Origin of the sequence: Neolewinella aurantiaca (assembly GCF_008014675.1) — a bacterium.
GTDB lineage: Bacteria > Bacteroidota > Bacteroidia > Chitinophagales > Saprospiraceae > Neolewinella > Neolewinella aurantiaca.
Map to the genome: position 1 here is coordinate 79,467 of NZ_VOXD01000016.1, position 14,406 is coordinate 93,872.

General features: G+C 52.6%; 11 protein-coding genes. 6 read left to right on the forward strand and 5 right to left on the reverse strand.

All coding sequences use genetic code 11. The features are described 5' to 3' along the window. Positions 1-255: 255 nt before the first annotated feature. Complete coding sequence (locus FUA23_RS11655; RefSeq protein ID WP_147930920.1) at positions 256-699, forward strand: hypothetical protein; 444 nt, start codon at positions 256-258, stop codon at positions 697-699. Positions 700-704: 5 nt separating this feature from the next. On the opposite strand, the gene FUA23_RS11660 is transcribed toward FUA23_RS11655, so the two are convergent. After that, on the reverse strand, positions 705-1,178 hold the full coding sequence (locus tag FUA23_RS11660; protein WP_147930921.1) for an OsmC family protein: 474 nt from the start codon (positions 1,176-1,178) through the stop codon (positions 705-707). Between the two features lie 633 nt (positions 1,179-1,811). Between FUA23_RS11660 and rsgA the strand changes: the two genes are divergently transcribed. Next, on the forward strand, positions 1,812-2,786 hold the full coding sequence (rsgA, locus tag FUA23_RS11665; RefSeq protein WP_147930922.1) for a ribosome small subunit-dependent GTPase A: 975 nt from the start codon (positions 1,812-1,814) through the stop codon (positions 2,784-2,786). Positions 2,787-2,852: 66 nt separating this feature from the next. Here rsgA and FUA23_RS11670 read toward each other — a convergent pair whose 3' ends face one another. Together FUA23_RS11670 and rplS are read right to left on the reverse strand one after the other, a co-directional pair. Then, the gene (locus tag FUA23_RS11670) at positions 2,853-3,884 is read right to left on the reverse strand and encodes a hypothetical protein (RefSeq protein WP_147930923.1); all 1,032 of its coding nucleotides are present in this window, start codon (positions 3,882-3,884) and stop codon (positions 2,853-2,855) included. Positions 3,885-4,379: 495 nt separating this feature from the next. Further along, a complete protein-coding gene (gene rplS / locus FUA23_RS11675) occupies positions 4,380-4,730 on the reverse strand; it encodes a 50S ribosomal protein L19 (RefSeq protein ID WP_147930924.1) in 351 nt (116 codons plus the stop codon). Between the two features lie 219 nt (positions 4,731-4,949). On the opposite strand from rplS, the gene FUA23_RS11680 reads away from it, so the two are divergent. Then, positions 4,950-6,923, forward strand: coding sequence for a tetratricopeptide repeat-containing sensor histidine kinase (locus FUA23_RS11680; RefSeq protein WP_147930925.1), 1,974 nt, complete (start codon positions 4,950-4,952; stop codon positions 6,921-6,923). A 10-nt stretch (positions 6,924-6,933) separates the two neighbouring features. Beyond that, positions 6,934-7,581: a response regulator gene (locus FUA23_RS11685; protein WP_147930926.1), complete on the forward strand. Its 648-nt coding sequence runs from the start codon at positions 6,934-6,936 to the stop codon at positions 7,579-7,581. A 93-nt stretch (positions 7,582-7,674) separates the two neighbouring features. On the opposite strand, the gene FUA23_RS11690 is transcribed toward FUA23_RS11685, so the two are convergent. Then, positions 7,675-9,099: a DUF92 domain-containing protein gene (locus tag FUA23_RS11690; protein ID WP_147930927.1), complete on the reverse strand. Its 1,425-nt coding sequence runs from the start codon at positions 9,097-9,099 to the stop codon at positions 7,675-7,677. Between the two features lie 112 nt (positions 9,100-9,211). Between FUA23_RS11690 and dacB the strand changes: the two genes are divergently transcribed. Both dacB and FUA23_RS11700 read left to right on the forward strand, forming a co-directional pair. After that, a complete protein-coding gene (gene dacB / locus FUA23_RS11695) occupies positions 9,212-10,660 on the forward strand; it encodes a D-alanyl-D-alanine carboxypeptidase/D-alanyl-D-alanine endopeptidase (RefSeq protein ID WP_147930928.1) in 1,449 nt (482 codons plus the stop codon). Between the two features lie 69 nt (positions 10,661-10,729). Beyond that, entirely contained in the window at positions 10,730-11,392 is a 663-nt protein-coding gene (locus FUA23_RS11700) for a class I SAM-dependent methyltransferase (protein WP_147930929.1), read from the forward strand. A 634-nt stretch (positions 11,393-12,026) separates the two neighbouring features. On the opposite strand, the gene FUA23_RS11705 is transcribed toward FUA23_RS11700, so the two are convergent. Beyond that, a complete protein-coding gene (locus FUA23_RS11705) occupies positions 12,027-14,294 on the reverse strand; it encodes an efflux RND transporter permease subunit (protein WP_147930930.1) in 2,268 nt (755 codons plus the stop codon). Positions 14,295-14,406: the final 112 nt, after the last annotated feature.

Sequence of the window (14,406 nt, forward strand, 5' to 3'; positions counted from 1 at the left end):
ATACCTTGGATCTACAGTCGGGCGGTACTATATATCGTTGCCGTTTGATTGATTTAGTTTTCATTTGGTTTTTTGGGGTTATTGGGAGGCAACTTGTTTGCCTCTTTTTTTTTGCGCTGTACTGAAGGTTTACCCTGACCGTTTGCGTGGTACAAGTTGGGCGCGATCGCGGGTGCAGGGGGAGGTTTGAAGAGCAAAGCAGGGTGATTTGGTCGCCAGTTGCTGTATATTTGGTTGATAACCAGTACGATTACGATGCGCTGTTCTTATTCTGAAGTCAAATTCGTTTATCTGGATACAATCGAATTGTCACAGATGAAGGGCGAGCCCCCGGCCCGGTTAAACGATAAAATTGCGGAAGACCTTGGCCACTGGGGCGATGATAACTACTTCTTCCTGCTCGACTTTGTTGAACGCTTTCAGCTTGGTCATAGCGGATACGTCCACGACGATCATTTTGAGAGTGAGGGTGAAATCATAACAATCCGGGACCAGTTGCTAGCCCCTTTGGCTATTCTAGTCTGGTTATCATGGAAAATTATTGAGCGCGCTTTCCCTGGATGTCCCACCCCTGGCTTATTGTGTCTGGAGTACGACCGGTCTAACCCCCGCAAGGACCTGACGGTCGGCGATCTTATCGCCTGGCGTTTGTCTGGCGATTTTTGCCTGCGTAAAGACGCAGATATCCGAACTTACTGAGCGCTTCAACCGGCCACGATCTCTCCTTCGTACTCGATTGCTACTTTGACGGAATTAGCAATGAAACACTTTCGGCCCGCCTCGTGATGGAGTTCTTTGGCGCGGAGCACCTTCTCTGCCTGAGCAATGACGATGTGCGGTTTAAGAACTACGGATGTAAAGCGCCCCGCTCCGTCAGCATCTTCGGCCATTGTACCCTCGGCGGTATCGATGTACTCCAGCACCGTGATGCCGTTGACGGAAGCTAAATGAAGGTACCATAGCATATGACAGGCTGAAAGGGAACTGAGAAACAGTTCTTCGGGATTGTAACGGGTGGAGTCGCCCCGGAAACCGGGATCGGAGGAGCCGGCAATGGTCGCCGACTTTTCTTTAGCAGAGATGATGTGGTCGCGCTTGTACGCACGGTAGTCTAAGGTGCCGGAACCGAGGTTGCCGGTCCACTCGGTTTGGATGTAATATTGGTGCTCTTTGGCCATGACTTTAGCTTTTCATCCAAAGTACGTCGTTTTCCGGGGACTCCGGAGAAATAACTTTGCTCCATCCAGATCCGGCCGGAGGCTAAAATGAAAGCGTCCCGACCAGAATTGCTCTGATCGGGACGCCTTGCTGCTAACACTGATGGTCAGTACCTTGATCTAAGGCTCTACTGGCCATCCCAGAAGAAGGAACCACAATCAACCTGAGTACAGAAGGACCATAAAGTAAAAGCATAGGATTCTCCGATAACTTGCGGAAGGGAACTCAATTTTCATGAAACTATGATTTTAAACAGAACCGATTCTAGCCTTGCTGATCAAGGTAGAACCAGGTTAAATGAACAATTATAGGTTTATCATAAAAATATGAGGACAAGAAAGCTGAAGATACAACGTGGCACTATACGATCAATGGACTAGCGGTGCTCTTACAAAGGTACATTGAAATTAAATAGTGGAAAGAAAGCAAGGCGTAAGTGTGTAAGTTGCTCATTTTCAGTATGTAAAATGGTTTAATTTGGTGCTCAAAGTGGAGCTGCTCTGTTCTTTTTGCCGATATGTTTAAATGTTGGGTGAACTAAACATTTACTTGCGCTTTATTACTCTACCTTCGGTTCAATTTATTTCTCCCTTATGCAGCAAGGTACTGTTACAAAATCTACTGGTTCGTGGTACAATGTCCGGCTCGATGAAAAAAGCCCCGAAGGTGCGCTCGAGCTACGCTGCCGCGTAGCTGGTCGTTTCCGCTTAGAAGACAAAGCACTTACCAATCCGATTGCCGTAGGCGATCGGGTTTCGGTCGTAATCGAAGGAACAGGAGACGAAGAGACCGGTGCTATCCGCAAAATTGAGGACCGTAAGAACTATGTGGTCCGGCAAAGCCCCCGCAAGAAACACGAATTGCACCTGCTTGCGAGCAATATCGATCAGGCTGTTCTCATCGTGACTTTGATCTATCCTGATGTGAAATTGGGCTTTATCGATCGCTTTTTGCTGATGACTGAACCCTTTGGTATCCCAACCACTATCGTGTTCAATAAGGCCGATTTGCTCGACGAAGACGATCTACTGACGTACGAGGCGATAGCATCGATTTATCAGGACATCGGCTACAGCGTCCTGCTCGTTTCCGCCGAAAAGGGAACCAATCTTGCAGAATTCAAAAGCCTGTTAAAAGACAAACGCAGCCTCCTGAGTGGCCAGAGTGGAGTGGGGAAGAGTACTCTCGTCAACGCAATAGCGCCTGAGTTGGACTTACGGACAGGTGAAATATCTGACTACACAGGAAAGGGAACACACACCACGACTTTTGCCGAGTTATTCGACTTGCCCTTCGGCGGTGAAATTATTGATCCGCCCGGTATAAAGAATCTGACTTTCAATTACCTCAGACCGATTGATATCGCATACTATTATCGCGAAATATTCGCAATGAGTCCGGAATGCAAGTTTGGAGGATCATGCCTTCATAAAAATGAACCCGGCTGTGCTGTTATTGCTTCGGTGGAAGCGGAAGATGATCGCGTTACCGATGTCCGGTACAATTCTTACCTGACGCTTCTCGCTGAAACAGAAGACCAGAATTATTGGGAGCGTAAGAAGGTTTAACAAAGAAAAACGGGGTACGAACCAGATGGTCCGTACCCCGTTTTTTTTTGGTTGTCGGGAATTGAATTACTTAAATGTAACCGTTCCCTCGCCTACAAAGTAGCCTTTGTTGTAGAGTTCAGCGGTGTAAGTACCTTCGGTGTATTGCTGGCTCTCTACCGACCAATCGGTACAGTGGCTGGCAGCAGCACCGTCGAATTCAAAATTAACGGCTTTAGTGTATGGTATCTGTTCGCCGGAGTCGGCCATAGTGAATACACCACTTCCTTCGGCGTCAATCTGGATTGTCTCTCCTGCAGGATTGATAATGCGGAGTTGGAATGTTTCTTCGCCCATCTTCGCTACTGCGTTGTCGAGGCTGTTGAAGCAAACGTACAAGCGATCAACGTAATTGGCGTTTTTGCGCTCGGCAAATTTGCCGTTGCTGCGAGCTTTCTGACCAACGATAGTGATATTATTAGCCTTAAGTACGCTGGCGATGCCCACTTTACGGTTCAGTTCCTGATTGGTACTGGTTAGTTGTTCACGCTCGCTTACCAGTACGGCGCGTTCGCTGTTGAGGCTTTCGTTTTGCTGGCGGCTCACCTGAAGGTCGCTGCTGAGCATATCGCGCTCGGTGGAAAGGCGCTGGTTGTTTTCGGTCAGTTCGGCATTGGCAAGGCGCATTTCCTCGAGTTGAACGAGGTAGCCGTCGGTCTGGGAACGGAGCTCGGCCAGTTCACGGCGGGCAGCAACCAGGTTACGGCTGTCGCGGGTGAGGCTGGAAATTTTCTCTTTTTGGGTGCGGAGATCTTCTTTCTGCTGATCAATCAGGGCATTCAGTTCTTCATTGCTGCCCCGCATTTCTTCCAACTCTGCGAGCGATTCGTAATACTGCTTTTCGGCAGTAGCCTTGAATTGCTCCATCTCCACAAGGTCAGTAGACAGCTGTGCGTTCTCGCTTCCGCGGTTAGCGTAACCGATACCCAGGCCCGCAAGGGCCAGCAAGAGAACGGCAATGATGCCAGCAAGCAGGGGCGTGCGGCTCTTTTTCGGCTCCGGAGTCGGGGTGAATTTAGGAGAAGGTGATGGATTCGGGTTGTTTTGAATAGTAGCCATATGGCGTTGGTTTAGTTAAAGAGAACCGCCCACTTTGGCCGGTGCAACGGCCAGGAGTAGCTCCCTAAGAATAAGAATCGTCCCTATAATGCAGAACGTATGCCTGATGTTCGGAACGCGCTATAAACGTGTTTCTTCCCTCCTGTATTACGATAAAACGTTAAATTTTGGAAGCACCTACTGCCCGCAAGGCTTTTCGTCCCCCGAAAAATGCATTTTCCAGGGCGCGAACGCAGGTGCAAGGGGCGTTAATCAGCGTTTGCCCCTGCATCAGGTACTTTCTCTATGCTCCGATATAACATGGTGGAAATACTTCTGAGTGTCACAAACCAGACAGCCCGACCAACCTCCGGTGAGATTGATCGGGCTGGGCCGTAAAGGGAGCGCAAACAGGATGCTGTCACCCTGCTGCACATAATCCGGCTTATCGAATGTTCCCTTACTCGCACCTGATAACAGAAAAGGCAGGGGAAACCGAAATGCCGGAAGAGTACCTTACTTAGTACGACGCTCTTTGATGCGGGCTTTCTTACCAACGCGATCACGCAGGTAGAAAAGGCGGCTGCGACGAACCTTACCGTGCTTAACGATGGTCAGGCCATCGATAGCAGGAGAGGAGAGGGGGAAAATACGCTCAACACCAACACCGTTGGACATCTTGCGAACGGTAAAGGTCTTGGTAAGGCCTTCACCTTTAATCTGGATTACGTCGCCACGGAACTGCTGGATCCGTGACTTGTCGCCTTCCGTAATGCGGTAGTCTACAACTACGGTATCACCAGCACGGAAAGCTGGAAGGTTGGTCTCTTTGGTGACCTGCTCGTGAATGAAGGAAATAGCGTCCATGGCGGATAAAATTTTTAAACTCGCTTCTTGCGGCCCGCAAAGGTACGTCTTTGTTTCTTGTTGAGCAAGTGCTTGGTGAAAATAGTTGTAAGTCTTTGATCCATGAATTCATAGAGAAAAACGAAACCCCTTTTTTCATGCATTTTTCTTACCGGTAAAGTCGTAAATTTTGGACTTCTTAGCGCCCTGTTTTACGGGCCGAGGCATCTATCCATTACCATGCGTCATTACCTGGTCGTCCCGTTTGTTACCCTTGTTCTGTTTGCAACCACTTCCGGTTTGCGGGCACAAACAGATAGTCTGCTCTCCGAGGTTGCCCGCCCCGGGAATGATACTTCAGACCTGAATGCTCTTTATGAGCTCGTGAAACTGATGATGATCGAGGACACGCCCCGGGCAAAGAACTATGCGCTGACAATGGGCCGGTTAGCAGACCGCCGCGAATTACCCACGTGGTCAGCTTTGGGCTACCGAACCTTAGGTTCGCTGCATTACCTCACTTCGGATATCGATTCGTTTAGTTATTACAATGCTTTGGCGTTGTCGCGCATTGGCGATCCTGCCGTAGCTCCGAAAATCGGGGTAGGTATTTTGGTGAACAAAGGAGTGGTGGCCATCATTCAGTACCGGTTTGATGATGCTGTGGGAGATTACGCGGCTGCTTATGATCTCGCAATGAGCAGCGGGTACACTAAAGATCTCCCCAAAATCCTGAACAACCTGGGGGTTTTGTACCGCCGCCTGAACCGTCCGCGCTCAGCCGAAAGAACCTATAAGCTGTCGCTGGAGATGAAGGAAGAAGTGAATGACTCTTTGGGGATGGCAGCAACATTGCATAACCTGGGGCGTGTGGAGATTGAGTTGAATAAAGTAAAGGAAGGGCTGGAGACGCTCGATCGTTCCGCGGGATTGTACGTCGCGCTCGGCCACCCCGAAGAATTGCCTGCGGTCGAGATTAGCCGGGGTATCGGGTTTTATGATCTGGGCGAACTGGACAAAGCTGAATCCCTGATCAAAAAAGCACTTGAAGCCCCAAATCTGAAGCTGGATGCCTTTACCATGGCCAACGCTTTACTGGGGCTGGGGGAAATGGCAAGAAAAGACGGCCGTTACGTCGAAGCACGGGAGCACCTCGAAGAGGGGCTCGCCTACGCAAAGAAAACAAATGTGCTCGCGCTGGTTACTAATTTCAACCGGTCGCTCGGCCAAACATACCAACAACTCGAGGACCAGGAAATGGCATTCAGCCATTTTGCTTTTTATGTGGATACCATCGAGCACGTCTTTGAACAGGAACGATTGGATGTTTACGGCGAAGCCGCCGAAAAATTTCAGGCCCAACTGAGGGAGGCTGAAATTGAACGACAGCAGCTCATCATCGGTCAGCAGCGGCAACGATCCCAGATGCTGTGGCTGGGCCTTGGCCTCTTCGCTCTGCTGTCAGCGGGCACTTTTTTGCTCCTGCGTTCGCGCCTGAAATTTCAGAAGAGTGAAGCTCTGCGTAAAGAATCGGAACGGAAAGCTGAGGTCAGAGCCCTGAAACAGGAAGCTGAGGTGAACGGCCTGCGGTCTATGATCGAAGGGCAGGAGGTAGAACGAAAACGGGTGGCTAAAGACCTCCACGATGGCCTGGGTGGCTTGCTGGCTACGGTGAAATCACGGCTGGCCAACGAGGCCCCGACCGCCGTTGCGGCAAGTCAGTTGCTCGACCGGGCCTGTACCGAAGTACGACGTATCGCCCACAATATGATGCCACAAACGCTTGCGCTGTCGGGCCTCTCCGGTTCCGTACGGGATATGGTGGATCAGCTCAACCTGCGTGGCTTAGAGACCGAACTCGAAATAGTCGGACAACCCGATCTGCGCCTCAATGAAGACGGACAGGCGATGATTCTGCGCATTCTGCAGGAACTCACTCATAATGTCATGAAGCACGCTCAGGCGAATAAACTGTTCCTCCAGCTTATCGATCAACCCAACCAACTGATGCTTACCGTAGAGGATGACGGGATAGGGTTCGATGCGACCCGCGAATCAGCTGGGGGCGGCATCGGACTGGAGAATATTGAAAGCCGGGTTCACTACCTGAACGGCGAAATTCAATACGACAGTAGCCCCGGTCACGGTACGACGGTAACGCTTACCGTACCCCTGGACAAGCCCACAACCTTTTCAAATGCTGCCATACCCTAACAGATAAATTATGACTAACCTTGCCATCGTGGATGACCACGCCATAGTTCTTCAGGGGCTTGAACTGATGTTGGGAAACGTGCCCGGTGTTACCCTCACGGGGCTGTACCAAAACGGTGCACAGCTGTTAGCTGCCCTGCGGCAGGGCGAGCCGATCAATACTATTTTGATGGACATCCATATGCCGGAGCTCAACGGCGTGGAACTCTGCAAAATGGTCAAAAAGGAATTCCCGGACGTTGCCGTTGTCGGCTTGTCTATGGTTAGTGAGATGAGTTTGGTTCGGCTGATGATCAGGAACGGAGCGAGTGGCTATTTGCATAAGAATGCTGGCAAGGATGAAGTGTTGATCGCCCTCGACCGGGTGAAAAGAGGGCGTAAATATTTCAGCGAAGAAATCAACGATATGTTGATCGAAGGAACCAGCAGGGGAGAAAAAACACGCAACAGAAGTCCTTTCCCGCGGCTCAGCCGCCGGGAAAAAGAAGTACTGACCCTGATCGTGGACGAGTACACCACCCAGGAAATTGCCGATAAACTATTCATCAGTTTTGGTACGGTAGAGACGCACCGGCGCAACATCCTGGCAAAACTGGGCGCCCGGAACACCGCCGGATTGGTGCGGGTAGCGCTGGAATACCGCTTGCTGGAGGATTAGTACGCGGGTTCAGCGGGCGCGGCCGCAGGTGCAGAGAAGGGATGAAGGACACAGCCTCTTCATCTGGAGTGGTGTCGCCGAACCTGCGTAAGCTCAGGTTAACCTGAATGAGTGCATGATCACCCATATCACAAGTAAAATCGCCAGGAAATTAACCAGGTCGTTCGTCATCCATTTTGTGCCCCCAACCAGCTCCCGGCCATCTCCCGGGGTGTCGCTCATGGCTCCGGTAGCAACGTCTTTATACTTCGCCTGAAAGAGTGATCCCAATGCACTGTCCAGCAGCATCCCGAAAAAACCGATCAGGATGATTTTGATGACCATCGCGAAACTCATGTAGGGGACCATCCAGAAGCAGGCTCCTGCCAGAAAGGTGGCCCCGCCCAGGCCGGCCAGTGTGCCGGCAATACTCACCCCGCCGCTCAGCCCCGCCGGCACCTTGCGCCATTTCACCAGGTCGTACGTCGGCTGCCGGAAATACTGCCCGATTTCGGAAGACCAGGTGTCGGCGGTAGCGATGGCCATGGCGGCGAGGAGCCAGATTTCCGTTTCGGGATGAATCAGATAAAGGAATCCGTCCTTCGGCCATTCAAAGGCTGCCAGGTAGCCATACACGGCCCCGTTGGCCAGAACCTGCGTTGCGTCCCGGGGCTGCTTCTGCTTAGCGTCTCCGGCGACTGTTGTTACCGGAAAAAGTCTACCGATGAGACTGCTGCTCAGCAGAAAAAGAAAAAGGGGAAGGAGCCATAGTGTGGTCTTACTACCAATAACTACAACAATACCCAGCAAAGACGCGGTCAGGGCTCCTCCGGGAGTCAGGCTTCTGCGGCGAACCAATACCCAGCAAAAGGGGAGCGCCGCGATTACCAGGTATAAAGCATAGTTCTGCGCCGGAAAAATCTCCTCCATCCCAACGAAGAACCAGGCGGCAAATAGCGGGATGATCAGGTTGTCAAGTCCGCGTGAGCCGAGGGCTTCCGCAGCGGTCAGCATCAGCCCGAGCGCCAACAGGTTTCCCCAGCCCAGCCACGCTCCGAAGGGCAAATGAAGCCAGACAAGCAAACCGAAGGACGTAAGAAAGGCCAGGCTCCCCACTAAAGACTTCGGGTCGCCCGTGAGCTGGTAATCCTTCTTCGCCCACAACTTTCCCGCAATCGTTGCCGCCGGGTCGCAAACGGCCAGAATAAGCATGCAGAATGCAATCAGGCGGTCGTCCTGAACCCAGAGGAGCAAAATCAGAAGAGCGAGTGGAAACCAGACAATCCCCCAGGCCCTCCGCCCTGATTCTTCCCGCAGCAACTGGTTGGACAGAATCAGCCCGAGCAGAATAACCTCTGCGCCGGCAACTATCCAGATAAAAAGTTCGCGTTCCAACTCAACCGTCGCCACAGCGCAGGCACCGACCGCAACGAAATGAAGGATCTTTCGGGTAACCCAGTACGGCAGCCATTTTTTGCGGGCTGCTGTTTCGCAGAGTACAGTGGCAATCAGAACGGTTATGGCCAGGGGCAAGAGCATGAGGTAAAGGTAAACTGTTCGTGCCGCTTGAGTATCTTGCGGTTTCAATCCCCGGCCGCCTCTCCGCTCTCCGGAAGAGAAAGAACATCATCCCCTAAAATATTGCAGTCCCTTGCCCCAATTACTTCTAATCCTCCTTTTTTCAATCCTCAACCTGAGCCTCGCCGCTCAGGTCTCCGTTCAGGACCATATCCGGAACTTCGCGCAGGATCCCGACCTTGCCGGTGCGGTCATTTCCATCAGCGTAATCGATACCGAAACCGGCAGGATGGTTGGTGGTCACCAGAGTCAGCTGACGTGCATCCCCGCTTCCACCCAAAAGCTGCTGACTACCGCTGTGGCAATGGATGTTCTGGGTGAAGACCACCGCTTTACGACAAAACTATTGGTAGTGGGAACGATAGAAGACGGCACACTCAACGGCGATATCCACATCGTTGGCGGCGGTGATCCCAGCCTGGGAAGCCCGTACCTCGACGGCGTCCCCGGCCTGAACAAAATGATGGATCGCTGGCGCTCCGCAATTACTTCCGCTGGCATCCGGAAGGTGAACGGTCGCGTAATCGGAGACGGTAGCTACTTCGGTACCGACGGGCCAGCCGGCGGCTGGCCGTGGAGCGATATCGGTAACTACTACGGAGCCGGTGCCTATGGCCTGAATATTCACGAGAATTTCTACTTCCTCGATTTCCTGCAGCGGGGCAGGGTGGGGGACATCCCGCCGATCCAGCGAACCCGGCCGGAGGTGCCGGGCCTGAAACTGACCAATGAATTGCGCAGCGGCCCGCGCGGCAGTGGCGACCAGGCGTACATCTTCGGTGCACCCTTCGGCTACGATAATTTTATCCGCGGAACGATCCCCGTAGGGACTGGGCGGTTCACGATCAAAGGAGCAATTCCCGATCCGGCTTTGTTTACCGCACAACTGTTGTGCCGCGAGCTGAAAGAAGCGGGTGTTTCCGTGAGCCTTCCCGCCGAAAGTAACCGTACCATCGGCGACACGGATTTAGCCAAAGGCCAGGTGATCGATACCTACATATCTCCTCCACTCAGCGAAATTGTGGACAGAACTAACCTGCGCAGCAACAATCTTTATGCCGAAGTCCTCCTGCGTGAAATAAGTAAAGCCCGGGGAGTTGAAACCCATGAATTGTCCTCCACCAAAGTGGTAAAAGACTGGCTTGCTGCCGCCGGGCTCCCGGTCGGAGCAGTCAGGCTCGAAGACGGATCTGGCCTGGCAACCCGTAACTTCTTTTCTGCGGAATTCATGACGTCCTTTCTGCGCCACCGGCGCGGAGAACTGCGCTGGCGGGCAAGCATCCCCCTGGCGGGACGAACCGGAAGCATGCGGGGCTACCTGAAAGGGACGGTCGCCGAAGGGCGCCTGCGGGCAAAAAGTGGTTCCCTGGGAGCCGTACGCGCCTATGCCGGTTATGCCGACCGCAAAGATGGTTCGCAGCTGGCTTTCGCTATTATGGTCAATAACTTCACGATCGAGAGTAGGGATTTGCGGAATAAGATGCATTTGCTGATGCTCGAGATTTGTCGGGCGCAACTTTAATCGACCTCATGCTCTTTCATCTTTGCTATATCGGATTACATATCTTCGACCCAAGTTAAACCCTGTCTAATGCGTTACCTCTTCTTTTTCGCTCCGCTTCTACTGCTCATTGCCGCTTGCGAAGACAAGCCGGAACCTACGATCGATGAGTCTATTTACGCCAAGGTGGATCCGGAAGACGACGCACGGTCTCGTATGATTTGGCAAAACCCCGGGGCCGTCATGGATGCCATGGGGGATATCCGCGAGCGCGTCATCGCTGACATCGGCGCAGGTGAGGGCTTTTTTGCCGAAAAACTGGCGCCAATCGCCGACCGGGTAATCGCGGTAGAGATCGACCAGAAGTACATCAATTACCTCGATACCCTGCGTAATTTCAGCTTGCCCAAAGAGTTTCGTCCCCGCCTCGAACCCCGCCTCGCTAAGCCCGACGACCCGATGCTGGAAAAAAGCGAGGTCGACATCGTACTGATCGTAAACACCTTTATGCTCATCGAGAATAAGGTAGACTACCTCAAAAAGCTATACCCCGCCCTCCGCTCGGATGGCCGTATCGTGATCGTGGACTGGAAGAAGAAAACGACGCCCATCGGCCCGGCCAAGAACGACCGCCTTGCCATCGGGGAGCTGCAGGACCTCCTGAAAGAGGCTGGTTTTCACGAGGTTTCCAGCGACGACGCCACCCTCGAATATCAGTACATCGTGGTGGCAGACAAGAAAAAACCTGAATAGAAAGAACGTAGCTCATAGAATACAACGGGTATTGCACGCCAGGAACGCACGCAGAAAAGCATCAGGCGCGGCCGCCGGTGCCTGGAACGGTATACGGCAAAGACCCACGCTATCCCCCGATCCCGGAGGGATCAAACCGCTTTAACCCCGGATGCAGGGAAGAAGTGGCAGCCTCGAACGGAATCCCGGGGGAGTCCTCCACGAGAAGCCCCTCTCCTGAAATCTCCCCCCGCACCTGCGGCCGCGCCCCGAAACTACTCCAACGTGCAGGAGCCACTACCCACTACCTTCTACCCACTACCTACTACGCCTCCAACGTGCGGCAGTCACTACCCACTACCTTCTACGCTCTACCTTCTAGGCTCCTCCAATGTGCGGCAGCCACTACCCGCTACATTCTACGCTCTACCCACTAGACTCCTCCAACGTGCGGCAGCCACTACCCACTACCTTCTACGCTTTACCCACTAGGCTCCTCCAACGTGCGGCAGCCACTACCCACTACCTTCTACGCTCTACCCACTAGACTCCTCCAATGTTCGGCAGCCACTACCCACTACCTTCTACGCTCTACCTACTACGCCTCCAACGTGCGGTAGCCACTACCCACTACCTTCTACGCTCTACCTACTACCTAATCCTTATCCAACCACCGCAACATAAGCGGAATAAGCATCAGGTCAGAAACCACGGCACTAGCAAGGGTCAGACTGATCAGCAAGCCAATCGTCACGCTCGGCGGATGGATGCTGAATAGCATCACCAGAAAACCGAAAAACAGTACAATAGACGTTAGAACAATAGCCTTTCCTGCTTCGCGGAAGGTGAGGTGAATTGCTTCTTCGACGCTGAGCCCTTTGCCCCGTGCCAACCGGTATTTGGCAAGGAAGTGAATGGTGTCATCCACCGCAATACCGAAGATGATAGCGAAAACGATGCTGACGCCAGCTTCGAGCTCAATGCCCGTAAAGCCAAGAACGGCCCCGGCAAAAAGCAACGGTAAAACATTGGGGACAAGGCTTACGAGCAGCATTTTCCAACTCTTGAAAAGGACTCCCATCAGTACGCAAACAATCAGGATTGCCAGTCCTAAACCCTGCAGGAGATTCTCCCGGATATACTCCGAGTTTTTATCTATGATGACACCAGTACCCGTACTGCGGACCTCCACCAAAGAGGTGTCGATGTTCGCATTGATCCAGGCATCGGTACGGGAAAGGAAGGCCTGGGTACTGTCTGCGCCCAGGTCGTTCAGCCGGCTGGTGATGCGGGCCTTTTTTTCGTCTTTGCTCATCAGGATGTTCAGGTTTACTGCCGGTACCTGACGGGCAAGGCGCTGGTACTGAGCGTATTTCCGTTCGTCGTCGGGCAGTACGTAAGCGTCCGGGCGGTTGTTGTTGAACATCTGGTTGATGCTCCGGTACACAGCAGTAATACTCGCAGTACTCCGTACTGCATCGAATTGCTTTACGTAATCTTCGATCTTCCCGATCTCCAGCATCACGGTGAAGTCGGTGATCTTTGCGGAATCCTTCGCGGTAACGGCCATCTCAAAGGGGCGGAACCCTGCCAGTTCCTGCTCGAAGAAGAGGAAGTCTGCGGTGATTTTCTTTCCTCGTGGCAGGGCGGAAGTGATACGGTTGTTGGTGGTGACCATACTGATGCCGACCGCACAGAGAACCGCTGCGATGGCTGCGCCGATCTTAATTTTTCCCGGACTCAGACGGGTGAATTTATACGCCCGTTCCAGCAATCGGTCCCAAAACGCCTGCTGGCGGCCGATCTTGACGATCTGATCTACGCTCAGGTAAGAGAGCAGAGCGGTCGTGAAAAAGATTACAGTAACGAAGGCGATCATTACCCCTAGTGCAGCGTTGATGCCAAAGTCGCGGATGGGGTTGATGCGGCTGGTGAGCAAAGTCGCAAAACCTACCGCGGTAGTCAGTGAGGTGAGCAGGGTCGCCATCCCTATTTCCCGGATGGTGATCCGGATGGCTGTTTCCTTGTCTTTACCGGCCCGCAACTCATCGATGTACTTCGACATGATGTGAATGACGTCCGATGTGCCGACAATGATCATTAGCACCGGATACAGTGCGGCGATGGCGTTGAGCTCTCTGCCCATCAGTCCGAGCGTACCCAGAAAGAGAAGTAGCCCAAGACCGATACTTACCAAAGAAACGATGATGCCCAGGGGGCGTCGGAAGAGCAGGAACATGATTAGAAACACAAGAAAACCAGAGACGATGGCAGAGACAGCGACTTCCCGGACCTGCATGTCAACCATCTCTCTCTGGAAGAATGCAGAGCCGAGGTAATGATGGTCCTCAAAGTTATAGGTAGCCATCAGTTCCTCAACTCCGTCCATCAGCTCCCGGCTCTTGTCTATGCTGGAAGGACCTTCGCCTTCGCCGGTGAGGTTGATGAGGCTTTCCGTTTTGAGCAGTACCACCAGGGTTGTTCCCGCTTCGTTAACCAGGGTGTTGACGAAGCGTTCATCCTGCATTATTCGTAAACTATCTTGAGCATACAAGCTGGGGTCGTTTCGGTGGATGGCAGGAATGGTGGTAACGGCAAAGGGCGTCTTCAGCGGATAGGAAAATGTAGTTAGCGACTGAACTCCTTCTATGTACTTAACGTCTCGTGCTTTCAGGGCAAAATCATGGGCTTCGGCCAGAAAAGTAGAGTCGAAAACGCCCTCTTCGCGGTCCAGTGCCACGAGGAGAAAGTTGTCGTCGCCCTCAAACTCTTCGATGAATTCCAGGAAAAAGGCGAGGTCGTCGTCTCCCCGCGGAAAGAACTGGCTGAAATCAAAACTAAACTTCAGGTTGAAACAGCCATATACTGCTGCTGCGGCGAACAGGGAGAAGGCAATAATGACTGGTAGGCGGTACTTACGCATAGGGAAATTGATCAGGCAATCACACAGTTGATCAGGCAGAGAGGAGTCAAACGACTCCCTTTCTGCTCAGTATGTGTTGCTCTTATTCTAAGAAGCTAAGCCCGAAAAAGTT